The sequence below is a fragment of the Larkinella arboricola genome, from assembly GCF_003259745.1.
Classification (GTDB): domain Bacteria; phylum Bacteroidota; class Bacteroidia; order Cytophagales; family Spirosomataceae; genus Larkinella; species Larkinella arboricola.
This window is the reverse complement of the sequence record NZ_QLMC01000003.1, coordinates 947,645-974,026: the sequence shown is the minus strand read 5'-3', so window position 1 is coordinate 974,026 and position 26,382 is coordinate 947,645. Positions and strand designations below refer to the sequence as shown.

General features: G+C 50.8%; 20 protein-coding genes. 16 read left to right on the top strand and 4 right to left on the bottom strand.

Features of this window, described 5'->3' with window-relative positions; genetic code table 11:
• Positions 1-19 precede the first annotated feature (19 nt).
• Complete coding sequence (locus LX87_RS15495) at positions 20-1,834, bottom strand: glycosyltransferase (RefSeq protein WP_111629123.1); 1,815 nt, start codon at positions 1,832-1,834, stop codon at positions 20-22.
• Between the two features lie 186 nt (positions 1,835-2,020).
• On the opposite strand from LX87_RS15495, the gene purU reads away from it, so the two are divergent.
• The 4 genes from purU (at position 2,021) to LX87_RS15475 (ending at position 8,651) form a co-directional block, all read left to right on the top strand.
• Entirely contained in the window at positions 2,021-2,860 is an 840-nt protein-coding gene (gene purU / locus LX87_RS15490) for a formyltetrahydrofolate deformylase (RefSeq protein ID WP_111629122.1), read from the top strand.
• Between the two features lie 77 nt (positions 2,861-2,937).
• On the top strand, positions 2,938-5,772 hold the full coding sequence (locus tag LX87_RS15485) for an AsmA-like C-terminal region-containing protein (protein ID WP_111629121.1): 2,835 nt from the start codon (positions 2,938-2,940) through the stop codon (positions 5,770-5,772).
• Positions 5,769-6,854: a DUF4421 domain-containing protein gene (locus LX87_RS15480; RefSeq protein ID WP_111629120.1), complete on the top strand. Its 1,086-nt coding sequence runs from the start codon at positions 5,769-5,771 to the stop codon at positions 6,852-6,854. The genes LX87_RS15485 and LX87_RS15480 overlap by 4 nt, the downstream gene beginning before the upstream one ends.
• 132 nt (positions 6,855-6,986) lie before the next feature.
• The gene (locus tag LX87_RS15475) at positions 6,987-8,651 is read left to right on the top strand and encodes a sodium/sugar symporter (protein ID WP_111629119.1); all 1,665 of its coding nucleotides are present in this window, start codon (positions 6,987-6,989) and stop codon (positions 8,649-8,651) included.
• A gap of 84 nt (positions 8,652-8,735) precedes the next feature.
• Here LX87_RS15475 and LX87_RS15470 read toward each other — a convergent pair whose 3' ends face one another.
• Positions 8,736-9,464, bottom strand: a complete 729-nt coding sequence (locus tag LX87_RS15470) for a copper homeostasis protein CutC (protein WP_111629118.1) — start codon at positions 9,462-9,464, stop codon at positions 8,736-8,738.
• Positions 9,465-9,664: 200 nt separating this feature from the next.
• Here LX87_RS15470 and LX87_RS15465 point away from each other — a divergent pair, with 200 nt between their 5' ends.
• Complete coding sequence (locus tag LX87_RS15465; RefSeq protein WP_009284883.1) at positions 9,665-9,886, top strand: DUF2795 domain-containing protein; 222 nt, start codon at positions 9,665-9,667, stop codon at positions 9,884-9,886.
• A 90-nt stretch (positions 9,887-9,976) separates the two neighbouring features.
• Here the strand turns inward: LX87_RS15465 and LX87_RS15460 are convergent, their stop codons facing one another.
• Entirely contained in the window at positions 9,977-10,420 is a 444-nt protein-coding gene (locus tag LX87_RS15460; protein ID WP_111629117.1) for a sterol desaturase family protein, read from the bottom strand.
• A gap of 202 nt (positions 10,421-10,622) precedes the next feature.
• Here LX87_RS15460 and LX87_RS15455 point away from each other — a divergent pair, with 202 nt between their 5' ends.
• The 11 genes from LX87_RS15455 (at position 10,623) to LX87_RS15405 (ending at position 25,094) form a co-directional block, all read left to right on the top strand.
• Positions 10,623-11,267, top strand: coding sequence for an AlbA family DNA-binding domain-containing protein (locus LX87_RS15455; protein WP_111629116.1), 645 nt, complete (start codon positions 10,623-10,625; stop codon positions 11,265-11,267).
• Positions 11,268-11,526: 259 nt separating this feature from the next.
• Positions 11,527-13,278, top strand: a complete 1,752-nt coding sequence (locus tag LX87_RS15450; RefSeq protein WP_111629115.1) for a tetratricopeptide repeat protein — start codon at positions 11,527-11,529, stop codon at positions 13,276-13,278.
• Complete coding sequence (gene lolB1, locus LX87_RS15445) at positions 13,271-14,116, top strand: lipoprotein insertase outer membrane protein LolB1 (protein WP_111629114.1); 846 nt, start codon at positions 13,271-13,273, stop codon at positions 14,114-14,116. The genes LX87_RS15450 and lolB1 overlap by 8 nt, the downstream gene beginning before the upstream one ends.
• A 24-nt stretch (positions 14,117-14,140) precedes the next feature.
• Positions 14,141-15,562 (top strand): murein hydrolase activator EnvC family protein, encoded by a 1,422-nt coding sequence (locus LX87_RS15440; RefSeq protein ID WP_229310674.1) that lies wholly within the window; start codon positions 14,141-14,143, stop codon positions 15,560-15,562.
• A 131-nt stretch (positions 15,563-15,693) separates the two neighbouring features.
• The gene (panB, locus tag LX87_RS15435) at positions 15,694-16,512 is read left to right on the top strand and encodes a 3-methyl-2-oxobutanoate hydroxymethyltransferase (protein ID WP_111629112.1); all 819 of its coding nucleotides are present in this window, start codon (positions 15,694-15,696) and stop codon (positions 16,510-16,512) included.
• Between the two features lie 65 nt (positions 16,513-16,577).
• Entirely contained in the window at positions 16,578-17,303 is a 726-nt protein-coding gene (locus LX87_RS15430) for an RluA family pseudouridine synthase (protein WP_111629227.1), read from the top strand.
• A 537-nt stretch (positions 17,304-17,840) separates the two neighbouring features.
• A complete protein-coding gene (gene mutL, locus LX87_RS15425) occupies positions 17,841-19,787 on the top strand; it encodes a DNA mismatch repair endonuclease MutL (RefSeq protein WP_111629111.1) in 1,947 nt (648 codons plus the stop codon).
• Positions 19,788-19,823: 36 nt separating this feature from the next.
• The gene (locus LX87_RS15420; RefSeq protein ID WP_111629226.1) at positions 19,824-20,597 is read left to right on the top strand and encodes a rhomboid family intramembrane serine protease; all 774 of its coding nucleotides are present in this window, start codon (positions 19,824-19,826) and stop codon (positions 20,595-20,597) included.
• Between the two features lie 3 nt (positions 20,598-20,600).
• Positions 20,601-21,521, top strand: coding sequence for a rhomboid family intramembrane serine protease (locus LX87_RS15415; RefSeq protein ID WP_111629110.1), 921 nt, complete (start codon positions 20,601-20,603; stop codon positions 21,519-21,521).
• Positions 21,522-21,804: 283 nt separating this feature from the next.
• Entirely contained in the window at positions 21,805-23,739 is a 1,935-nt protein-coding gene (gene dxs, locus LX87_RS15410) for a 1-deoxy-D-xylulose-5-phosphate synthase (protein ID WP_111629109.1), read from the top strand.
• A 74-nt stretch (positions 23,740-23,813) separates the two neighbouring features.
• Entirely contained in the window at positions 23,814-25,094 is a 1,281-nt protein-coding gene (locus tag LX87_RS15405) for an aspartate kinase (protein WP_111629108.1), read from the top strand.
• A 67-nt stretch (positions 25,095-25,161) separates the two neighbouring features.
• On the opposite strand, the gene LX87_RS15400 is transcribed toward LX87_RS15405, so the two are convergent.
• Positions 25,162-26,196, bottom strand: a complete 1,035-nt coding sequence (locus LX87_RS15400; RefSeq protein WP_111629107.1) for a PorP/SprF family type IX secretion system membrane protein — start codon at positions 26,194-26,196, stop codon at positions 25,162-25,164.
• Between the last annotated feature and the right edge of the window lie 186 nt (positions 26,197-26,382).

Here is a 26,382-nt window from a genome sequence, read left to right as displayed (position 1 = left end):
CTTTTCTCGTTTATCTATTTCACGGTTTCCGGCGCTTCAGGGCCAGATCGTGGGCCGTGTCATAGTAGGAGCGGAGATTGGTCCAGTCGAAGACCTCCGCAATGTTTTCAACGCGGTTGCGCTGCGTAATCCGGTCACGCTGCGAGAGCCGGACAAACCGGAACAGAATATTGGCCAGTTGGTCGGCGGCTTCGTTGAACGTCTGCGTTTTGCGGTTGACCACATAAATTCCGCGGTTTTCGTAATCCCGCATAATCTGCATGATAAAGTCTCCAAAACCGGAAAGGTCGCTGGTGACGGTCGGGATACCGCGCACCACGCATTCCAGCGGTGTGTATCCCCAGGGTTCGTAGTAGCTCGGAAAAACGCCCAGGTGACAGCCCCGCACAAACTGCCCGTAATCCAGGCCGAACAGCGGATTGGTAGACGAAATAAAATCCGGGTGGTACACCACTTTCACCCGGTCGTGGGCATTATTAACCAGTTGAATCTGCCGGATAAACCGCACCATATCGTCTTCCTGGACCAGATCGTGCGTGACAAATGGCGGCAGGTTATTGGTCTTAAAGCTCTGGATAGTTCGCCGGAGCCGGAGCCGCCAGTATTCATCAACAAACTGGTTTAAATCCGGCAGGTTGATGTCTTCACCCGCAGCCGCACTCAGGAAGAGTTTATTACCCAGTTCGTTTTCAATGGCCTTGCACGTTTCCTGAATCTCGTCGAGCAGGGCGCGGCTGTGCAGCACATCGGGATTGACCGACCGGAACGGCTGTTTGGTAATCATGAACATCACCACGGTGGTGTCCATGTTGGCTTCGCGCATTTTCCAGTTCAGGCGGGCGAGGGCTTCAAGCGTTAGGTCGTATCCTTTGTTGCTGAATTCAAACCGCCCCGATGTAAAGAAATACAGCGTCTTTTCCAGATCAAACGAATAACTCTGGAAGAAGTGGCCCATCACAAACTCGTGAATCCGCTCCTTGTACTTCACGTGCAGGTTCTGAAATTCGTGAACCGCCGTAAATCGTACGATATTCAGACCGTTGGGCAGAATTAAGTCGGGAATGCGGCCCAGAAAAACCTCGCACTCGCGGGAGGTAACGTCGCTGACGGTGGTGAAAACATGGCATTGCTGGGCCGATAACCGTTCAATCGTAGCCTGGGCTTCAATGTTGTAGTGCTTTGCTTCGCGTTGCCAGTCGAAAAAGGGAAGTTTCCCGTAAAAACCGGTCTCGTTCTGCGCCAGATACCGACCCAGCATGGTCGCGTGGGTTGTAAAAACCGTCGCGATTTTGACGTTATCCCGGCGTAAATCCGGCAGGCCACTGCTGGCCATCCATTCATGGAAGTGAACCGCAATATCAACGTGCCGGGCACTTTCGTCGGCCAGTTCGGTCAGAAAAATCCGGACCAGTTCCCCGAATCCGATGACCTGATTCACCAGATCTTCGACGCCCAGCGTTGAGATGCCGTGCCGTTGCCAGAGACCGTATTTGACCTGATCGATACCGGTGCCCAGGCTTTGAATGCCAAAAAGCACCACCCGGGGTTTGCCGGTAATGAGCCAGTAGCCATACTGAACATCGAGGCCCCGCGACCGCATACGCTGCACCACCCGACCGATTTCGGTGCCGTCGTCGTGCGTAATGGGTTCAAATTCAACGGCTGCCCGCTGAGGAAAATACGGACCCAGCAGGATATAGTCGTTATCCCATTTTTCAACCATCGACGGTACTTTCGACCGAATAACCGTATAAATACCGCCAACCTGGTTACACACTTCCCAGGCAACTTCAATGAGCAACTTTCGCTTAGATGCAGAGAGCAACGATTCCAATGCTATACAATTTTTAGGGGTGGTTAACCTACCTTTTTTTCGCTTACCTGATCAACAGTAACAATACCGTTGAACGACCATTATGTTTTCTAAAACCGCTCACGAATGGCACATTCCCTTGGGCAAAGGCGATTAGCGCAGTGATTTTACTATTTTTACAATAACTTTCAAATTATCAATTCGTTCATGTCCACCGAAACTCGTCATATTTTGTTAATGGACGGCCCCGACAGTACGGGGCTTATTCACCGCGTTACTGGTGTGCTGGCTCACCACAATCTAAACATTATCCGGAACGACGAATACGTAAGCCCCGACCGGCAGTTCTTCATGCGAACCGAGTTCGAAGGTAACTACGATTCCGTTGTTTTGTCCGACAAATTACGCGAGACCTTGCCGTCCGGGATTAATCTGCGCATTAATCCTAAAAAAAAGAAAAATATTATTGTTTTTGTTACAAAAGAACACCACTGTCTGGCCGAACTGCTTATTCGTTATGCTTTTAATGAGCTAGATGCCGATATTCTGGCTGTGGTCAGCAATTACAATTCCCTGCAATCGCTGGTCAGTAAGTTTGGAATTCCCTTTCATTTTATCACCCACGAACACCGTACCCGGGAAGAACATGAGGAAGCCATTCTGCGAACGCTATCGATTTATGAGCCGGAATACATTGTACTGGCTAAATATATGCGCGTCTTAACGCCCGCTTTCGTCAGCCATTTTCCAAACCGTATTGTCAATATTCACCATTCTTTTCTGCCCGCGTTTATGGGCGCCAGCCCGTATCGGCAGGCCTACGAACGGGGCGTCAAAATTATCGGTGCTACGGCCCACTTTGTAAACAACGACCTGGACGAAGGGCCGATTATTGCCCAGAATATTAAGGAAGTGGACCATCGGCATACGGCGGCTGATATGGCGACCGAAGGCAAGGATGTCGAAAAAATTGTCCTATCGCAGGCTCTGAAACTGGTTTTCAACGACCGCGTTTTTATCCATCAGAACCGAACGATCATTCTGTAGGCCGAACAGTGAGGCACTCACGCTTGTTTTAGTAAAACCGGTTTTGTTGTCGGTTTTAAAGACGGTTTGTAAAAGCAATGGCGAGAGTTGCTCACTGGGTAAAAATAGTACTGGCTGCGGCAGGGGTTACCTTGCTGGTGAGCTTGCTGTTTCCGCTCCTGCTAACGACCGTTTATAAAGAACGGGTGATTCTGGCCGTCCGGGAGGAGTTTGCCAGCCATTCGGAGCAGCGACTGGCCGATTTTGAGGTGAAATTTTCATTGCTGAGTCACTTTCCCCATTTAGCCATCCAGTTGACCAACGTGTCGATTTTGGATAAGCACCGGGAAAAACCGATGGAAATTGTCGGGATCGATCAGGCCAATCTGGTCATCGGCACCACCGATTTATTCCGAAAAAGCCGTACCGTGCGGAAAATAGTCCTGAAAGGCATCCGGTACAAACAATGGGTGGATTCGACCGGGGAGAAGTCGGCCCTGGCCTGGAAAGCCGCAAATCATTCAGGCAGTGAACACGGAAATTCGGTAGCCATTCCGGAAATTCGGATTGAAGACGCTACCGTAACCATCGTAAACGGTTACAAAAAGAACGCCTTTGCCCTGCACATCCAGCAGGCCGATCTGAGCGGTAAGCTGGTGAAAGACGGATTACAACTGAAAGGAACACTCGGCGGTAAAATTGAATACGTTAAAAACCGAACGCTGACGATGTTTCGGAATCAGCCTTTCCGGGCCAACGTCCACTATGCCTACAATCCAGCAACCAAAACGGGTACGTTCCGCCGAAGCGAGGTAATCCTGAACAATTCACCCATCAGCCTGACCGGAAGCCACCGGAAATTGCCCGAAAAGCAGGGGTCTGATCTGGACATTGGCCTACGGGGTGTTCAGCCCGCACACGAATTTCTGGCGGCTCTGCTGCCCGATTCGCTCAAACGGTATGCGGGCGATACGGCTTTAAAGGGAAATGTGGCTTTTCAGTTTCGGATGCATGGACGAAGCAGCGCCACCGTCCGGGCGCATAACAACATCAATTTTCGGTTGCAGGCCCGGGATTACCGCTGGCCCAAAACCCCGGTGGTTTTCCAGAACGTTCAACTGCGGGGTAACTGGAACAACGGCTCCGCCAACGCCCGCGAAACCTCCACGCTGACGCTCCACCAGTTCCAGTTGCAGTGTGGGACCGATACGCTCGCCATGAAGGGCACCCTGACCAACCTCGTTTCGCCGGTGATTGACGCCACCATGCGCGGTAATCTGTCGCTGATGCAACTGGCGCAGATGATGAACTGGCCCGGCGACTCCCTGTATCGGGGTACGGCCGCCATTGATCTGGCCGTCCGGAGTCCGCTGCTGTACTCCAACGTTGCGAATCCTTCGCCAATTGAACCGTTCTGGCAGGGGACACTTCGTATTCAGGATGGCTGCCTACTGTTTCCAACGTCGTCGGGGCGCTGTACCGCGCTCAATGCTGATATTCATTTTATTCCGGAAAACAATATGCTCCGCATCCGGGAGGTTGTCGGTAAAATGGATGGGCGGGCGTTCAAAATAAATGGGGAAGTGATTAATCTGCTGCGGTATGCACTGGGCGACAACACGGCGACGCACCCGGTTCGGACCAATCTGGCAGCCCACTGGCAGGAACTGGATTTCTCGAAACCCACCCCGCCTAAAGCCCGGGCGTCAGCACCGAAGAAAATCCCGACGGCAACGGATAGTCTGCTGGCGGGGCTTTTATTTGGTACGGAATATTCCGCCGTTATCCAGATTGATCGCATTCGGCTTCCGGCTGGTGAGGATTTGAAAGATCTGTCGTTTGTTGTCAATAAAAAAGGCGCGCAGGTTCGGGTGCCACAGTTACTTTGCCAGACCACACTGGGCGGAAAAATTGCGGGCCTGGGCCATTTTCAACTGAATCAGGAGGGTATTCAGGAACCGTATGCGGCTTTGCGGCTGTCGTACGATCAGTTAAAGCTGCAACGGCTGTTGAGTCTGCTGTCCGGTTTAAACAAGATGCAGGCCACCTATAACCGACCGGCTGCACCGAAGCGGAAATCCCGAATTAGCGACTACCAGTTTGATATCGAAGTAAAAGCCCGCAAGCTGGATTACAATGCGCTGCGCGGACATGATTTTGGGGTAAAAACCGTTATCCGGGACGAAACCGCTCAACTCGAACGGCTGACCATGAATGCCTTTGGGGGCAGGCTGGGCGCCCGCGGATTGATGAAGCTGGATGAACTGAAGGGAATTCCCGTTAAACTCAACGTCACGCTTCAGCGAATGGATTTAAACCAGCTCTTTCGGGCGGCTGAAGAAATGAATATTGACGTCCTGAAAAGTGAAAATATTCGCGGCAACGTGGATTGCTCCATGACGCTACGGACGGAACTGGACAACGACTTTCTGCCCGATATGAACAAAACGACGGCGTATACAAAAGCCGCCATTCGGCAAATGGAGCTGATCGAGGTGCAGCCCATTCAGCAGGCATTACGGTTTTTGCCGAAAGCCAAAACCAACCATATTTATTTTGAAGACGTTGACGCTCAGTTTCTGTTACACAAAAACCGGATTCTGATGCCAGACCTGAATCTGACCAGTAACCTTTCCTATCTTCAGCTGGATGGCGATTATACGCTCAATAAAAAAGCGGCTTTTCTGGTCGAGATCAGCGTGCTGGACCTGCTGTTTGGCAACAACAAACGGCGCATCCGCCAGATTCAGGACGACGATACCACCCGAATGACCGGCGGTCTGAAAAACCACCTGATGCTGCACCGCGATCTGGGCAAGTACCGAATGAAAATGTTTGGCCGCCGGGACTTCGAGGCCCATCGAAAATCACTACATTACGAGTGGCAGACCGAATTGAGTCGCCACAAAATTGACACCACCTTTGCCCGATGAAGCAAAGCTCCACAGTCGGCCATGCGCTTGCTGATTTCTGCGAACCGGCGTTTTCAGTTTTCCGGCCCAGCCTCAGTACGATTCTGCTTCTGCTAACGGCTTTGACGAGCCCGGCCCAGAACCGATTCCGATCCGAGGTGGATTCGGCCTATGTACAGACGTTTCGCGGCAAGCTGACGGGACGGGCCTACCTTTCCCAGAAATATACGTCGTTCAATCTGTCGACGCCAACCGCCGAGACACCGGCGCTGCGTTTTCTGCCCAATGCTCCGCTGAATCTGGGGATCGGGGCAACGTTCAACGCCCTGACGCTGAACCTGGCTTACGGTCTTTCCTTCCTGAACAAAAACAACGGCAAGGGAGAAACCAGCAACATTGACCTTCAAACGCACGTATACACACGAAAGTGGGTGCTTGATGGCGTAGCCCAGTTTTACAACGGTTATTTTCTGACGCCCCGCGGACGGGCCGCAGCCAGTCCGGAGCTTTATTACCACCGGCCCGACCTGCGTGTGCGTCTGGTCGGCGGGGCCATCCGGCGGGTATTTAATTTCCGGCGGTTTTCGTTCCGGGCGTCTTTCGTACAGAATGAGTGGCAGAAACAGTCGGCAGGAACCTGGCTGACCGGGTTTCAATTCTACTACGGTATTGTGCAGGGCGACAGCGCACTGGTTCCAGAACAGGTCCAGCCCAATTTTCCGGATGAAGATGTGCGCCGGATGCGGTTCCTGAAACTGGGTCCCAGCGCGGGCTACGCTTACACGTTCGTATACCGTCAGAACTGGTTTGCCACTGCTTCGCTGATGGGAAATCTGAACGCGACCTTCAGCAAAGAGCGGTTTGAAAACCGGGATCAAACCCGTAGCAACGTGCGTCCTGACCTGCTTTTTCAGGTGGTGGGGGGCTATAACAGCAATCGGTGGTGCGTGACGCTCGGTTGGATCAACGGCTCGGTAACCGTTCGCAACCCGCTCTACCATTACACGGTACATACCGGTAATTACCGCTTTACGGTCGCCCGGCGTTTTATTGCCAATTCCCGGTTACGAAAGCTGGTACCGGAAACCATCAAAGTTCTGTAATTTACCGGGGTGGGCCGTTTCCAAAATTATCCGGCAGGAAGACCAAAATTGCCCAAAATATGTTCTCTAAATTATTATCTTTCGAGTCGAAATAATCCTACGCTCATTTCTTCCCTGTTTTAGGTTGCCCATATGCAAAAATTACAACTCCTCGATTACATTGTTTTCTTTATTTATTTCATCATTGTTGCCTCCTATGGCTACTGGATTTACAATAAAAAGAAGACGAAAGAAACGTCATCAACAGATTTCTTTCTGGCTGAAGGTTCGCTGACCTGGTGGGCCATTGGAGCCTCCCTGATCGCTTCCAACATCTCGGCAGAACAGTTTATCGGAGCCTCCGGCGACGGTTTTGCCATGGGTCTGGCCATTGCTACCTATGAGTGGATGGCGGCTGCCACACTGATTGTGGTTGCGGTTTTCTTTATGCCAATTTATCTCAAGAACCGCATCTTTACGATGCCGCAGTTCCTGACGCAGCGCTACAACAATACCGTCGCGATGATCATGGCCATTTTCTGGCTTTTCCTCTACATTCTGGTCAACCTGACGTCGATTCTGTTTCTGGGTGCGCTGGCGGTTTCTACCATTTCGGGGCTCAATTTTACGGTCTGCATGATTGGTCTGGCCGTTTTTGCGGTTATTATCACGCTGGGCGGGATGAAAGTGATTGGGTTTACCGACGTTATTCAGGTATTCTTTCTGATCCTGGGCGGTTTGGCTACCACCTATCTGGCCGTTAATCTGGTATCGTCGGAGAACGGCACAACCGGAATTATAAACGGTTTTAACCAGATGCTGACCCAATCGGAAGACCATTTTCACATGATTTTTCCGAAAGGCCACCCGCACTACGCTTCGCTGCCCGGCCTGACGGTGTTGATCGGCGGGATGTGGATTGTTAACCTGAACTATTGGGGATGTAACCAGTATATTACGCAACGGGCCCTGGGTGCCGATCTGAAAACCGCCCGCGAAGGAATTCTCTTTGCTGCGTTCCTGAAGCTCCTGATGCCGCTTATTGTGGTGTTACCCGGTATTGCGGCCTATACGCTATACCAGAACGGATTGTTTCAGCAGGAAATGCTGGACGCTACGGGAGAGGTCAACAAAGACCATGCGTACCCGGTTTTGCTGAATCTGTTGCCTGCCGGTTTGAAAGGGCTTTCGTTTGCCGCTCTAACCGCTGCCGTGGTGGCTTCGCTGGCGGGTAAGGCCAACTCGATTTCAACCATCTTTACACTCGATATTTACAAGAAGTATATTTCTCCGAACGCTACTGAACAAAAGCTGGTGCGCGTGGGCCGGATTGCCATCTGGGTATCCATGCTGATGGCTATTTTGATCTCGCCGTTTATGGGGATCGATAAAAAAGGCGGTTTTCAGTTTATTCAGGAAATGACGGGGCTGGTTTCGCCGGGTGTATTTGCGGCTTTTATCATGGGCTTTTTCTGGAAGAAGACCAACTCGAGCGGGGCGCTGTTTGCCATTGTAGGCGGTTTTCTGCTGTCACTGTTCTTCAAATACGTCCTGCCCGGGATGGTAAATCTGGAGTTTCTGGCTCCTGCCGGTTTTGCGGTGTTGGGAGCCGACGGTGTTTACACCATTCCGTTCCTGGACACGATGGGCTTTGTCTTCCTGATCTGCGTGGCGGTGATGATCGTGCTTGGCTTGCAGAAACCCAGCAACAAAGGGCTGGAAATCGACGCTAGCATGTTTAAAACCTCGTCGAGCTTTGCCATCGGCGCGGCTGTGGTGATCGGGGTCATTACGTTCCTGTACGCTTATTTCTGGTAGGCGGGTTTAAGCATTATTTCGCAGCGTTTAGCGGAGCCTCTGATGGACTCTTTGCCCTTCGCTAAACGCTGCGAAATAACTTTTTTATTTTACAGCTTCTACCATCGCCCGCACCACGGCACTGCTTGTACTCAGCCATTCAAATTCACTCATGGCAACCGACGCCATCGGCACGTTTGGATTACGGAATTCCATGCCGCTGTCCATCACCTGCTTGGCGGTCAGGTGAAGCGCATGGACGCCCGTTTCGGCCAACCGGGCGGCATTGGCCGGGGTTACGCCCGCTCCAGCCATAATCTCGATCCGGTTGTTGGCCTGTTGCGCTAATTGCTTTAAAAGCGGAATCCCTGCTTCGGCGCTGGCTTGCTGGCCCGAGGTGAGGATCCGTTCGGCACCCGTGCGAATGACGGCTTCGAGTGCTTCCAGTGGGTCACGCGCCACGTCAAACGCCCGGTGGAAGGTAGCCCGCAGTGGATGGACCAACTGAATTAATTCGGCTGTTTTTTCTTCATCTACGGTTCCGTCGGCTTTGAGCAGTCCGAGGACAATACCGTCTACACCGGCCTGTTTGGCGGCTTCAATGTCCCGACGCATCACGGCCAGTTCAGTTTCGTTATACAAAAAATCACCGCCCCGGGGCCGAATCATCACATATATGGGAATTTTTACCTGCTGGCGCGCTAATTCAATGAGTCCGTAACTGGGGGTTGTTCCGCCTTCTGCGGCTCCACCGCATAATTCGATTCGGGAAGCGCCGTTGGCTTCGGCAATGAGGCAGGATTCCAGTGAAAAACAGCAAATTTCAATCTTCATTGATTAATAGGTGATTAGAAAAAAAGAAAGTTTGGATAATAGAAGGTAAACATTTTTATTCGTGAGTGGGTTATTTGGCCTAAACAGCATTCTGCCCGTTTCTGAAAGATTTTTCAGGGACATGTCTAGGATATTCATATTTTTTTACTTTTGCACAATTTCACGACAGTCAGTCGTCATATTTTTTACCAGCAACGCGTATGTATTGGACACTCGAATTGGCATCCTATCTGGAAGATGCCCCCTGGCCGGCAACCAAAGATGAGTTAATCGATTATTCGATTCGCTCAGGCGCTCCCCTAGAAGTAGTCGAAAACCTGCAGGAATTGGAGGACGACGGTCAGCCCTACGAGAGTATCGAGGAAATATGGCCTGATTACCCAACAAAAGACGACTTCTTTTTCAACGAAGACGAGTATTAGAGCGGGTTATCCCTCAGCATTTGCCCATAAAGTAATGCCCTCGCGGTCAGACTTTATGGGTTTTGCCATTTCTAGTCAGTTTACTCCATTTTACCGGGACTGGTATTTTTTAGGCGCGTACAAAAAACCGAACGCTTCGGCTCCGTCCCGTTTGTGAACCTTGTGGTGAACGTAGTGGGCGCGGATAATTCGTTTTAAATACGGGTTATGGGGTTTAAACCGGAATTTGATCCGTCGGTGTACGATGAGGTCGTGAAAAATAAAGTAAAAAATACCGTATAGCGTTACACCGATACCGATGGGAGCCAGAAACCAGAGCGGTTTCACTTCAAACCCAGTTATCACCGTTCCCACAGCTACAAAACTAAACACGACACTGAATAAATCATTGCGCTCCAGGAAACCCGAATGATGGTTGTGGTGCGAATGATGCCAGCGCCACATAAAACCGTGCATGATATACTTGTGCGTCCACCAGGCAAGGCCCTCCATCCCTATAAACGTAACTAGAATAATTACAACGTTTAGCATCATTTTTGTGTTACTATATTAGATACAGCCAAATCGTAAACCACAAACGAATATAAAAGGTTAATACCGTTAATTATCAGCGAAGTTAGCCGATTTTGAGGTAAAATAGTTGGGTAAACCTTTGGTTCGTATTGATTAAAAAGGTTATATTTAAAAGCAAGGGAGGGCTGGCAACCTTTCTGATACCTACACAGCCGACAGACGGATGGACTACAGGGCGCTCAAGGAACTGGTTAGACAGGGTGAGGGAACGCATCTCGAATTCAAGTTGAAGTCCAATCACCCCGAACGGATTATCCGCGAAATTGTGGCGTTTGCTAATACAGAAGGCGGGAAACTGCTGATTGGAATTGGCGACGATAAAAGCATCCAGGGGCTTAAACACGTCGATGAAGATGAATACCTGCTGGAGCGCGCCATTGAACGGTATTGCACCCCCCAAATCGCTTATCGCATGGAACGCGTGGCGCTGGCCAACGAACGGGATGTCCTGGTGATTACCGTTCCGGAAAGCGACCGCAAGCCGCACTACGTGGATGATCCCGTGAATGACTTTCGGCGGGCTTATGTGCGGGTCGATGATAAAGCCGTGCAGGCCAGCAAGGAAGTTCGGGAAATCATGAAGGGCGAAACCGCCGAGCGCAACGTACGGTTTACGTACGGCGATAAAGAACAAACCTTGATGCGGCATCTGGATGACAACCAGACCATTACGGTCGACTTGTTTGCCCGGATTGCGAATATTCCACGCAAAATGGCTTCCCGGACACTGGTGCTACTTGTGCTGGCGAATGTGCTGGAGGTTCACCCCAATGAAGTGGTAGATCAGTTTACGAGCCGCACCGGTTAAGGCGTTGATAGAAGGATGCTTACTGAATGAAAGATGATAAATGTAAAAGCAAACCCCGGTGGGTACTTTTGCGTTTATCATTTTTATTTTCCAGCGAATCAATCAATTCTGGTTCAGTGGTTATGAAGCTTTTCCACTACCTTTGTGTATTGTGATCAACGGTAACGTGCTGTTGCAATAGAGAATAGGTCAAACACGTTTGAACTGAAAAGCCTGGTTGGCATTCACATTCATTCGATTTATTTAAGTTTGTATATCCATGCACTATCTGGTAAAATCCAATTGGCGGACGTGGCTGGTTGCCGGTATCGGTTGCCTGATTATGTGCGTGATCACACCCGCGGAGGCTCAACGGAAAGCCAAGGAGCAGAAGCCTAAAGAAGAAGGCGCCCGGGGCGTTGAAGAGTCTTTGTTTACGGAAGGGATGAAGTTCATGATGATGGACGAGCCTGCCAAAGCCCTTGCCCAATTCCAGAAAGTCATCCAGCTTTATCCTGAAAATCCGGCGGCTCATTATGCTGCGGCTTCTGCGTTACTGAAACAGGAAAAAACCGAGGAGGCCCTGCCGCTGGCGCAGAAAGCCGTTCAGCTCGACAAGGGCACCAACAAATATTACGTACTTCAACTGGCCGAGCTTTTCGTGAAGCAGAAGCGCTACGCCGATGCCGAAAATCTGTACGAGGAGCTGATCCGGAAAAGCCCCGAAAATATTGAATACGGCGTTGAACTGGCGGCTATCTACCTGTTCGATGAAAAACCGGACAAGGCTCTTGCCATGTACGATCAGGTGGAGAAAGCTACGGGGATGAACGAGGAAATTGTCCGGCAGAAACAACGGATTTACCTGAAACAGAACAAAGTCGAAAAAGCTATTCAGGAGGCCGAAAAACTGGTGGCTTCTGAACCGGGCGAAACCGATTACCTGCTGGAAGGTGCCGAATTGCTGATTGCCAATGACCGCAACGAACAGGCTGTTGACTGGCTACAGCGCGCCCTGAAAGTGAATTCCGACCTGCCACAGGCCCACGTTATGCTGGCCGACCTGTACCGCAAACAGGGTAATCTGGAAAAATGCAGTCAGGAACTGGATAAGGTCTTTTCCAATCCGAATCTGGAAGCGAGTATCAAAGCCAGGATTTTGGCGAGCTACATCCGCATGATGGGTAACGACGAGAAAGCAAAACAAAGTGCTTTAAAACTCGCCGGAGACCTCGCAACGGCTCACCCGCGGGATGCCCGCTCGCAGGCTATTTACGCCGAATTACTGGCGCAGCAGGGTAAAAAAGCCGAAGCCCGCGATTATTTTGTGAAAGCCGCCCGTCTGGACAAAGCTACCTACGAAATGTGGGGCGCCATTCTACAACTCGACGGCGAGCTTAACCAGATTGACAGTATGCTGGTGCATTCAGAACAGGCCCTGGAGCTGTTCCCGAATCAGGGGGTGCTCTGGGTGTACAACGGATCGGCCAATTACTTCAAAAAACGCTACAAGGAAGCCGTCGAAGCCTACGAAGAAAGCCGTCGGCTGTCGGCCAGTAATGCCGAACTGATGAAGAGCGTAACCGCTCAACTGGGCGATGCCTACAATGGCATGGGCGAATATCAGAAGTCGGACGAAGCCTACGAAGAAGTGCTGAAAGTGGACCCCGACAACGATTATGTGCTGAATAATTACAGCTACTTTTTATCCCTGCGGAAAGAAAAACTACCGCTGGCGCTGCAAATGTCGGAGCGGCTGGTAGAAAAGAATCAGAACAACGCCACGTATCTGGACACGTATGCCTGGGTGCTGTACGTTATGAAAGACTACGCCAAGGCCCGGATTTATCTCGAAAAAGCTATCCAGTCCGACAAAAACGTGAGCGGCACTATTTACGAACATTACGGTGATGTGCTATACCAGCTTGGTGAGCACGACAAAGCCGTTGAACAGTGGAAAAAAGCAAAATCAAAAGGCGAAACGACCGAACGGTTGGATAAAAAGATTGCAACCGGAAAGATGTATGAGTAAACACTTTATTGGATTTTTGTGCGCCGTAATGCTGATCACATCGGGCGGGTGCCGTCGTCAGAAATTATTCCGTAACGCGCCCCCTTCGCCTTCAGTGGATACCGTTTCGGTAACGCCCAAAATCCGGACTGACAGCGTTGCCACCGCACCATCGCTTCCTTCTGTTGCTCCTGATACCACCGTCGAACAGGTTGATTTTGAGTATCTGACGGCGAAATCGAAGGTTTCCTTTAAGAGTAAGGAGCAGGATATCAACAATGCCAGCGTCAATTTGCGGATCAGAAAAGATAGCCTGATCTGGTTGTCGGTGTCGGGTGTGGGTGTTGAAGTAGCCCGGGCGCTGATTACCAAAGATTCGGTTGTTATCATGGACCGGATTCACCGGGAATATTCCGTTTTTGATTATCCGTCACTGAGCCAGCGGTTCAATTTTGATCTCAATTTCGGTTTGATTCAGTCTCTTCTGGTCGGCAATCTGCCGCTGCCCAAGGAGCCTGCCCAGCGGGTAAAAAACGAGAAAGACTTTCTGTTGCTGCGTCAACACGAAGGCAAGGTGCTGATTGACAATTACATCGGTGAAGAAAACCGGAAGCTGAAAAAACTCCTGGTTGTCGAACAACCCACGAAGAATTCACTGACGCTGGACTATGAAGACTTTACGGCATTGAACAATTTTCTGTTCCCGTACACGAGTCTGGTAACCGTTGATTACAAATCCAGGAGCGACGGACAACCCTACCAGACCGTCCTGCGAATACGACATAATAAAGTAGAGCTTACCGACAAAAATCCGGGTTTCCCGTTCACTATTCCGTCGAAATTTCAGCGGAGACCGTAACGAACCCGGTATTGCACAATGCGTATGAAGTACAGAGTGGTTTGGGCGACAGGTTGGAAAGTGGTTATTCTCGCAATTAGCCTGGGCTGGCTGGCGGTTGGGAGCGCAATGGCCCAACAGCGGAGCCGACAGCAATTGGAAAAGGAAAAGAAGCAGAACGTTGAGAAAGTATCGCAAATACGCGCGATCCTGCGCAAAACCTCCTCGCAGAAACAGGCTACGCTGGGCCAGCTAAAAGCCCTGAATCAGGAAATTGCGGCCCAATCCAAGCAAATCAATTTGTTGACGGAAGACGTTAAACTGATGAACTCCGAAATTCAGGAACTGCGCCGAAGCTCCAACCGGTTGCAGAAAGACCTGGAAAAACTCAAGAAAGAATACGGGGATATGATTTACACCGCCGACAAACGGCGGCAGCAGGTCAATCCGCTGGGTTTTTTATTTTCGGCCGAAAGCTTCAACCAACTCGTAGCGCGGTATAAATACCTCCAGCAATACTCCGAAGCCCGGAAGGGACAGGTACGGCAAATGGAGAAAGTACGGCAGGAGATGCTGGCGAAACAACAGGACGTGGAGCGCAAGAAAAAACAGCAGCAGGGTACCCTGGCCGTTCAGGTAAACGAATCCAAGCGGCTGGAAGGGCTGAAAGAAGAGAAAAACCGGGTGGCCGAGGAGCTAAGCGAGAAAGAACAGGATCTGCGTACCGAACTGGCCGAAAGCCGTAAAGCCGTTAACCGGCTGGAATCTGCAATCACAGAAATGATCCGCCGGGAAATTCGGGAACGGCAGGAACGCGAACGCCTGGCCCGGCTGGCTCGTCAGAAAGCCGAGCGTGAGCGGATTGCCCGTGAAAAAGCTGCTGCGGCTGCGGCCGCAAAAGCCGAAAACGCTGATACCGACGAACCGTCGGCCGGAAAGTCCGAAACGGCTGAAGCCAAATCCACTGAAGCGGCTCCGGAAGCTGCTGAACGAATCGCCCGCAAACCCGATGAACGTCGGAACAACCTGCTGAACGATGAAGAAGCGGCCCTGGCGTCCTCGTTTGCCGCATCCCGAAACCGGTTGCCCTGGCCGGTTACCCGTGGTTTTATTTCGGATCATTACGGAGTCAAGCCCCACCCGGTGTTGAAAGGGGTGATGCAGGACAATCCGGGTATCGACATCCAGACCAGTCCCGGCGAAGTCGTGCGGGCGGTTTACGACGGCGTGGTTCAGTATACCACGTATGTAACCGGTATGTACAACATTGTTGCCATTCAGCATGGCGATTACTATACGGTTTACGCCAAACTAAAGAGCGTATCGGTACAGGTAGGGCAGCGTGTGAAAGCCCGCGAAGTAATTGGAGTGGTTGCTACCGACAAAGACGGTGTGGCCGAAGTCCAGTTTCAGGTCTGGAAAAGCACCAGCCGGCTGAACCCCGAATCCTGGCTGATCGACCGCTAATTCGGGTTAGGTGTAAAACCAACGACGGTTTACAGAATCATTTTGTCCTTATCCGGGTTTTATAGCTTACAAGATCACCGTAGATTGCCTGCCCATTCTGCTCACGATTGCTAAACGGTTTATTCAAGAGAATGTCTGTTCATAACCCCGATATTAAACGGATTACTACCCGCGTTATTCAGGAACTGAAAACCAAGGGCGAGAAAATTTCGGCGCTGACCGCTTATGATTATTCGATGGCCCGCCTGGTTGATGCCGCCGGTGTAGAATTGATCTTGGTGGGCGATTCGGCCTCTAACGTCATGGCGGGGCACGAAACGACCCTGCCGATTACCCTCGATCAGATGATCTACCACGCGGCCTCGGTTGTTCGGGCCGTGAGACGGGCGCTGGTGGTCGTTGACCTGCCTTTTGGTTCGTACCAGGGAAATTCGTCCGAAGCCCTGCGGTCGGCCATTCGGATCATGAAGGAGTCGGGCGCTCACGCCGTGAAAATGGAAGGCGGATTAGAAGTAAAGGAGTCGATTGTCCGCGTGTTGAGCGCGGGCGTTCCCGTGATGGGTCACCTGGGTTTGACACCCCAGTCGATCTATAAATTTGGGGGCTATGCCGTTCGGGCAAAGGAGGAAACCGAAGCACAGAAATTACTGGAAGACGCCAAAATGCTCGAAGAGATCGGCTGCTTTTCGGTGGTTCTGGAAAAGATTCCGGCTGCGCTGACGAAACAGGTGTCTGATAGTCTGTCGATCCCGACGGTGGGGATTGGGGCCGGGCCGGATGCCGACGGCCAGATTCTGGTACTGCATGACCTGCTGGGTATTACTAAAGAGTTTAAACCGCGCTTCCTGCGCCGGTACGCCGATCTGCACGGCATCATCACCGGAGCCATCGGGCAGTATGTTGATGATGTGAAAGAACGCGAATTTCCGAGCAAAGAAGAAGCGTATTAGCCGAAGCAAACGGTATTCCGATCGAATTGAATACCCAAAAACGGAGTAAAAACCGTTCGACTACCATGAAACAGAAATATGTTATTGTTTACGAGGATAATCACCTGATTGTCGTCAATAAAGAACCGGGCGTGCTGGTACAGGGCGATAAAACCGGCGACGTGCCGCTGCTGGACCTGGTTAAAAACTACATCAAGAAGAAATACGATAAACCCGGCGACGTTTTTCTGGGTACGGTTCACCGGCTCGACCGGCCCGTTAGCGGTCTGGTGGTATTTGCCCGGACTTCGAAGGCGCTGGAACGGATGAACGAAATTTTCCGGAAGCGGCAGGTTCAAAAAACGTATTGGGCGGTGGTAGGGCGCAAACCGCGTGAGGAAAAAGGGCGGTTAACCCATTTTCTGCTCAAGGATGAAGCCACCAATACCGTAAAAGCATACGATTATGAAGTTCCCAGGTCGCAGAAGGCGGAGTTAACGTACCGGTTGCTGGGGAAGGTGAATGATCATTATTTGCTGGAAGTCAATCCGATTACGGGACGTCCGCATCAGATTCGGGTGCAACTGGCGAGTATGGGCTGCCCGATCCGGGGCGATATTAAATACGGCTTTCCGCGACCCAATCAGGACAGCAGCATCAACCTGCACGCCAGACGGCTTTATTTTATTCATCCCGTTAAAAAAGAGCCGGTAATCTGCAAAGCCGGAGTTCCCAACAATTCATTCTGGGAGGAATTTATAACGCTTGATCCGGAAGATTATAAAGACAAAAACCTGGATTTCATTTATTAAGTGTAGCCGGGGCTAAACAGAGGGTCCTATTGACTCCTCCTTCCGCCAATCAGAACAGCCGCATGAAAGTCGGGACGACAGAAGAAGGTCGTCAACTTGAAAAGCCCTATTTTAATCAGCTTATTTAACCGAGGGCGCAACGTCGGATAAAAACTGGTTGATAACGCGTTCTGCCATTTGGAGCGCTCCCTGTACGGCCCCAAACACCATGCACAGCGGTAGGATAATTGGAAAGAAAACTACCCAGTGCAAAATCATGTTCAATTTGACCTTTTTCATCTCAGTGTTAGAATAAAAATGTGCCGCTTTTAACAAAGTTCCAGGAGCGAGACCTGATAATGAACAACAAAGGGCAAGCTGGAGCCATTACCGAAATCTCCTTATATTCAAAGTTAGTCTTGAATTATTTCTATAACAAAGAATTGTGAAAAAAGATTACTAAAATGAGCAAGGGTCCATCAATTGGTTTTTCTTATGTCGTAGAAAAATAGTAATTTGTTCTTCCATTGAGGATTCAAATTATTAGATTAATACAAAATGTTGAATATCATTCAACTGTTACCGGATTCGATTGCCAACCAGATTGCGGCAGGTGAGGTAGTGCAACGGCCGGCATCGGTGGTCAAGGAATTACTGGAAAACTCAGTTGATGCTCAAGCAAAAACTATCCAGGTCATAATTCGGGAAGCGGGTAAAACGCTGATCCAGATTATTGACGATGGCAATGGTATGTCCGAAACCGATGCCCGAATGAGTTTTGAACGGCACGCAACGTCCAAAATCCGTTCGTCGGACGATCTGTTCCGCATCCGGACGATGGGGTTCCGGGGCGAAGCCCTGGCCTCGATTGCGGCTGTGGCCCAGGTTGAACTCCGCACGCGCCGGTCCGATGCATCCCGTACGAACGATGAACTAGGCACACTAATTCGAATCGAAGGCTCGGAAATCAAAACGCAGGAATCCGTTTCGTGCTTGCCAGGAACGAATATACTGGTAAAAAATTTGTTTTTCAATGTACCGGCCCGGCGTAATTTTTTGAAAACCAATTCGGTTGAAATGCGGCATATTCTGGATGAGTTTCAGCGCATTGCCCTGGCCCATCCGGAAGTGGCGTTTTCGCTATATCACAACGATTCCGAAGTGTATAACCTACAGGCGGGTAAGCTCAGCCGCCGGATTGTTGATTTATTCGGTAAGCAATACCGGGAGCAACTGGCCTACTGCGAGGAAGAAACGCCGTATGTGAATGTCCGGGGGTACATTGGGAAGCCCGAATTTGCCCGTAAGACGCGGGGAGAACAGTTTTTCTTTGTCAATTCACGGTTTGTCAAGCACAACTACCTGCACCATGCCGTGGTTGGAGCCTACGAAGGAATGATTCAGGAGGGCAGCCATCCCTTCTACGTCCTGTTTATCGACATTGATCCGTCTCATATTGATATCAACATTCACCCCACAAAGACAGAGATTAAGTTTGACGATGAACGGTCTGTGTATGCCATCGTCATGGCGGCCGTTCGGAAAGCCGTGGGAGTTTATAACCTGACACCGTCGCTCGATTTTGATTCGAATGTTAACTTTCTGCCGGTAACTCCAGCCCCCCGCCGAACCTCAGACGTATCTGTAGAAAGTCCAACGTCGGAGGGCCAAAGCCGTTCCGTGCTGCGTCCTATGAGTAACCCGGCCTGGTCAACGGACGCATCCGAAAAGAAAACCAGCGGTGGGCTTGATTTTCCCCGTAAGTCAGCGGCCAATTGGCAGGCCCTGTTTGAAGGAGTCAATCCGCCGGAAACAGGCGCTACCGACCCGGCCGATCTCTTCGGAAAACCGGCAGCCGCAGAGCATCAGGGGCAGCCCGAGCTGGTAACGGTGGAAAGTCGGGTAAACAAAATAAAATCTCCGTTAGTTGCTCTGGAGGAGATTGGGTCTGTTTTTCAGGTACACAACCGTTATTTGCTGCTGGCTATTTCCGAGGGCCTGCTGTTAATCGACCAGCGTAAAGCCTACGAACGGGTTCTGTATGACCAGTACCAGACCGCCCTTACCAAGCGCAATGGGGTTTCGCAACAATTGTTGTTCCCCAAAACAGTGACGGTAATGCCGGTTGATTATAATTTAGCGCTTGAACTCCGCGACGACTTAACCAACCTGGGTTTTCTGTTTGACGAAATTGGACAGAATGCATTCCTGATTCGGGGTGTACCAGCGCTCTCGGTGGGCGAAAATGAAGAGGAGCTTTTTGCGAATCTGCTGGCCCAGCTGCGCGAAGATACCGGACGGCTCAGGCTGGAGCGTGCCGAGATATTGGCCCGTTCGCTGGCCCGGCGGTCGGCCTCCCGGCATCAGAAGCCACTGGCCGAAGCGGAGCAGCGGGGACTGGTCGAACAGTTAATGGCATCGTCAAATCCGTCTTATACGCCCAGCGGTGAACCGATTACGACGGTCTTGACGTTGGATAAATTAGCCGGATTATTTCGGTCCTAATATGGTTTTTATGGTAGAAAACGTTACAACTTTATGATGCTTACGCCGGTTGTCAGGACGCTCCTGTTACTTAATGTTGGTTTATATCTTATAACGGCTTCGGGAATCGATCTAATCGGCAGGTTTGGGTTGTATTCGTTTCTTTCACCGGCATTTGCGCCCCACCAGTTGATTACCCATATGTTTTTACATGCGGGTTTTATGCACCTTTTCAGCAATATGCTGGGGTTGTTTTTCTTTGGCCCGATGCTTGAACGGGTATGGGGAAACAAGCGGTTTACAATTTTTTATTTAATAACCGGCATCGGAGCCGGATTATTATTTGCCGGCATAAACTATTTTGAAGCCAGCCAGTTACGAGATGCAGTGGCTGCTTTTCAAAGTAACCCATCTCCGCAGTCGCTGGAGGTGTTTCTGGCCGATCGGGGTTTGCTGGTGCAGGGAGACGACTTTTTGAGGGCTTTTGAAGACAATCCTACCGACCCTTCGTATATACGGGGCGCTATACAGTTAGTAAACCGCTATTACGACCAGCAATTAGGCATTCCGATGGTTGGAGCGTCGGGAGCAATTTTTGGAATTCTAATGGCATTTGGATTATTATTTCCAAATACCGAACTTTTCTTATTATTTCCGCCGATACCCATCAAGGCCAAATACCTGGTGACGTTTTACGGCGCATATGAATTATATTCCGGCATTTATCGGGCGCAGTCCGACAATGTAGCGCATTTCGCTCATATTGGCGGTATGCTCTTTGCATTTATATTGGTAAAATATTGGGGGAAGCAACGAAATAATTTTTATTGAGTAATGAGTGGACTGTTAGATGACTTCCGGAACGAATTCAACAAGCCCAACAATACGTTGGTGCAGTTGATTTTGATTAATACCATTGTTTTTCTGCTGCTTCTGATCCTGAAAGTTGTCGTCATGTTAGCGGTAATTCCAGGAGTATACGACTTTGTGATTACTCAACTGCGAATACCGGCGTCGCTCAGTGCTTTCATCACAAAGCCGTGGACCTTGATTACGTACTTCTTCACCCACGAAGATGTATTTCATATTCTGTTCAACATGCTGTTCCTGTACTGGTTCGGGCGGCTGGTTGATGAGTACCTGGGTAACCGGCGGCTTGTAGCGTTGTATATGCTGGGCGGTATTACGGGTGGTCTGGCTTACATAGCGATCTATAATCTGCTTCCGTACTTTCACGGGGCGGTAGGCCGGGCCGAAATGCTGGGCGCTTCGGCGGCCGCTTTCTCGGTGGCGGTGGGCGCTTCGACGCTGCTGCCCAATTATACGTTTCATCTGCTGTTTTTTGGCCCGGTACGGATTAAATACATTGCCTTCTTTTATATTGTCCTGTCGCTGGCCCGCTCGATTGGCCCTAATGCCGGGGGCGAACTTTCGCATCTGGGGGGCGCTTTAGTCGGCTTTCTGTTTATTAAAATGCTCCAGAACGGTACGGACCTGGGTCAGCCGATTTACTGGATCATGGACGGCTGGCAGAGTTTATTCCGGAAAAAACCACCGGTTAAGGTTTCGTACCGCCAGCGTAGCGCCAGCATGACAACCGGTTCGTACGCAGCCTCTTCCTCTTCGTCGTCGGCGGTTGCCATGCCGGATCAGGACGAGATAGACGCTATTCTGGATAAAATTTCCCGCTCCGGATATGAAAGCCTGACCCGGGAAGAAAAACAGAAATTGTTTCGGGCCAGCCAGCGGGGATAGACTTTAAATTGTATTTTTCTCGCCAATGGATTCTGTTTTTTTTCTCTGAAACCGTCCGGTATCGTCTGATAACTTCTGAAAAAGTACGCTGAATGGCTATTTCAGCGTACTTTTTCTTTCTCCGTACTTCTGGTTAATTCATTTCTTCTGAATCCGGGCATTACCTGCGAAAGTTTGGTTTTTTTTGTACTTTTGCCCGGTATTTATTTCATGGATGATCGTTGTGAAACAGTTTGTTAGCACACGTAGTTTATGAAACACAATTTACACCATTCTACCTACTATGTTGATCACTCCCGGCTCACTGCTCGCCAAGATTGACACTCCTGACGACCTTCGTAATCTGGATCAAGCTGCACTCCCGCAAGTCTGTGCCGAACTCCGGCAATTCATCATCGATAATGTGTCGGTATATGGCGGCCATTTTGGAGCGAGCCTGGGCGTTGTTGAACTGACAGTTGCCCTTCATTATGTTTTTAATACGCCGGATGATCAACTGATCTGGGATGTGGGCCATCAGGCCTACGGCCATAAAATTCTGACCGGGCGCCGGGATGTATTTCATACCAACCGGTTTTACAAAGGCTTGTCCGGTTTTCCAAAGCGTAAGGAAAGTCCGTACGATTCATTTGGGGTCGGCCACTCGTCCACCTCAATCTCGGCTGCGCTCGGGATGGCGGTGGCGTCACAACTCCAGAATAATCCGAAGCGACATCATATTGCCGTTATTGGCGACGGTGCCATGACGGCTGGTCTGGCGTTTGAGGGCATGAACCACGCCGGAGCTACCGAAGCCGACCTGCTCATTATCCTCAACGACAACTGCATGTCGATTGACCCGAACGTGGGCGCCCTGCGCGAATACCTGACCGATATTACCACCTCGCCGACCTACAACAAGGTGAAAGACGAAGTCTGGAACTTGTTGGGCAAGATGAGCAATTTTGGCAAGAGTGCGCAGGAGATTGTTTCAAAGCTCGAAACGGGCCTGAAAGCGTCGCTGCTGAAGCAAAGCAACCTGTTTGAGTCTTTGCATTTACGGTATTTTGGCCCGATTGATGGCCACGACATTGATCATCTGGTCAGTGTGATGAACGACCTGAAAGATATTCCCGGTCCCAAACTGCTGCATTGCCTTACGGTGAAAGGGAAAGGATACGGCCCCGCCGAGAAAGACCAGACCAAATGGCACGCGCCGGGTTTGTTTGACAAGGTAACGGGCGAGATCAAAAAGAAAGTATACGCGACGCCCCAGCCGCCCAAGTACCAGGACGTTTTCGGCCATACGTTGGTTGAACTAGCGGAGGTGAACGAAAAAATTGTGGGTGTTACACCCGCCATGCCCTCGGGGTCGTCGATGAACATCATGATGAAGGCTATTCCGGATCGGGCTTTTGATGTGGGTATTGCCGAACAACATGCCGTAACTTTTTCGGCGGGTATGGCAACGCAGGGGCAGGTGGTGTTCTGCAATATCTACTCCACCTTCATGCAGCGGGCCTACGATCAGGTTATTCATGACGTCTGTATTCAGGAGTTACCGGTTATTTTCTGCCTTGACCGGGCCGGTTTTGCCGGTGCCGACGGCCCGACGCACCACGGCGCGTACGATCTGGCCTTTATGCGCTGCGTTCCGAACATGATTGTAGCCAGCCCGATGAACGAGCAGGAACTCCGCAACCTGATGTTTACGGCTCAGTCGGACACAATTCAGCAGGGGAAACAGGCTTTTACCATCCGCTACCCGCGCGGTGAAGGCGTGATGCCTAACTGGAAAACTCCGCTGGAAGCCGTTGAAGTGGGCAAAGGGCGCAAAATCCGGGACGGGAAAGGAGTAGCCATTCTGACGATTGGTCCCATTGGGAACTACGCGGTCAAGGCCTGCGAACTCCTTGAGAAAGAAAACATTCAGCCGGCTCACTACGACATGCGCTTTGTGAAACCGCTCGACGAAGCCATGCTGCACGAAATTTTTCAGCGTTACGACAGCGTGCTGACCGTTGAGGACGGTTGCCTGATGGGCGGTTTTGGGAGTGCCGTAATCGAATTCATGACCGACCACGGTTACATGGCCCGCGTCAAGCGGCTGGGCATTCCGGATGCGATCGTTGAACACGGCGAACAGATTGACCTTCACCGGGAATGCGGTTTTGATCCACAGGGCATTGCCGACTCCGTTCGGGAGTTGATTTATACCGGGCGGGCCGTGACGGTTTAATAACGTTCAGGAAGCGCGGTTTTCAAACCCACCGACAACCCGACCGCGATCCTGTCATGACAGATTAGTAACAAATGCAGGTATTCAAATTCGGTGGAGCGTCGGTTAGAGACGCTCACGGCGTTCGTACTGTAGCGGGCATTATCCAGCAGCAAAACCCGAATCAATTATTGGTGGTGGTTTCGGCCATGGGCGAAACCACGAACGCCCTCGAACAACTGATAGGGGCGTACCTGCGTAGGCAGGACAACACCTATGATTTGTGGCAACGCATTCGAACGCAACACGAGCAGGTAATTCAGGAACTGGCGGGTGAAGACCAGACGGCATTCGGCCAGGTGTATGATTTATTTGCGGAAGTGGAATCCCTGCTGCAACGGGAGCCTGACCCGTACACAAAACCCGATCAGATATACGATCAGCTTGTTTCGTACGGTGAGTTGCTATCGACCCGCATTGTCAATGCCTACCTGAACCAGTCGGGACTGGATTCGTACTGGGTGGATGCCCGACGCCTGATCCGGACCGATGCCAGCTACCGGGAAGGCAAAGTGGACTGGAAACAAACCTGTGAATACATCACGGACTCGCTGGCGGAGTTGCTCAGTACCAGCGTCGTTATTACCCAGGGTTTTATTGGCAGTACGGGTGAAGGCAACACCACAACCCTGGGTCGTGATGGTTCAGATTATACGGCAGCTATCTTCGCCCATTGTCTGGAAGCCAGTGGCGTAACGATCTGGAAAGACGTGCCGGGGGTGCTGAATGCCGACCCCAAGTGGTTCGACGAAACCGTCAAAATCGACCAGCTTACCTATCAGGATGCTATTGAGCTAGCCTACTATGGCGCCACTGTGATTCATCCCAAAACCATTAAACCGTTACAGAACAAGAATATTCCGCTGTATGTCCGGTCGTTTCTGCATCCTCAGAATGCCGGAACCGTCATCGGAAATTTTGAGCAGCGACTGCCCATTCCGTCGTTCATTTTCAAAATGAATCAGACGCTGATTTCTTTTCATCCCAAAGACTTTTCCTTCATCGCGGAAGAAAATCTGAGCAAAATTTTTGGGCAGTTTGCCGAATTTGGGGTGAAAATCAATCTGATGCAGAATACCGCCATCAGCTTTTCCGTAGCCGTCGACAACCGCCCCGACCGGCTGGCTGGATTGCTATCACGCTTGCAGGAAGAATTCCGGATTACCTACAACGAAGGGCTGGAGTTAATTACCATCCGACATTACGACGATAAAACCATTGAACGGGTTCTGGTCAATAAAAAGCTGCTGGTCGAGCAGAAAAGCCGTTATACCGTACAATTGGTTGTCAAAGACCTCAACACCCACGGACTCTAGTTCGTGTCCTGCGGCCTTACAAACCCTCCCTTTGTCCAGAAAAACCCATGCGTACCGGTCTGAGCGATTAAAACTTCGGACAGGAGAGCTGCTTGCGGGATTTGCGGTTTTTGGGTTTGCCCGGCGGCCAGTTCTCAAACGTATACGACAACGAAATCTCGTGAGCGCCCCCGCTGCCCGGCCCGAGTGACGAAATCGTGGCGTCGTAACTATAGCCAATCGAGAAGGCATCCTGCCGGAAACCGACCAGCGCAATCAGCGATTCGCGGTTGGTGATATTGGCTTCATATTTTTTCAAGGGCAGGCCCCGGTACCAGAGTCCAAAGACCACCGGAGAATACGTCATGTATACGCCCAGATCCAACTGGTCATATTTGCCCTGAAACCGGTAATTAATGGCGGGTGAAATGGTTTTTTCACGGTCCCACTCGTCACCCAGACCCGTAAAACCGGCAAACGGAATCCGCAAACCGGCGTGTACACTCCCTTTCAGGGGCAGACGGCTATCGTCACTCAGGACAAAAACGCCCTGGTTGGGGCGGTTCAGGTGATGAGCGGCCACACCAATCCAGTACCAGTCGGAGTAAAGCAAACCACCCGTAGAAAAATCAAGGTACGAAACTTTCGGTGAACCGTTGGAAACCACCGGGTCCGTTGTTGGGTTACCGGTAAAGCCGCCGTTGTTGTATTGATCGCCAAAGGTCAGGCCAAACCAGTTGATAGACCGGTTTACGTAGGACGCCTGCACCCCCAGCCGGACGAACGCCTGTTCGGCTACCTGGATCTGGTAAGCGTACTGCAAGCCGATGTCCGTAGACCGGATGCGGCCCTGCCCCTGGTTATCATTTTGTAACATTAAGCCCACCCCACTGTTATACCGTTCGAAAAAGTGGTCGACGCTCACCATCGATGTTACGTAATTGGTGACGGCGGGCCACTGGTTGCGGTAATTAACCGACACCCTCGGCGCCAGTGCCGAACCCGCAAAAGCCGGGTTTAGATACAGTGGAGCCGCGTAAAACTGCGAAAATTGCGGGTCCTGCGCCCGGGCCAGTCCGGCAGTCAGCAAGCCAACAAAGAGGAAAATGTAACGTTTTAACATAACGGTATCGATACGCAAACTACCTGCCAGATTTGTTCCGATAAAATACTAAAACATAAACGTTTTTTTGGCGTAAAATTGCACTCGGCGGGTAAGATAAAGGTAGTAGCAATTGATGGAAATGCCTATAAAATTTTTATAGCTGCCATTTCGTTTACAACGTACTGCCCATTTTAAGTGTCCTAT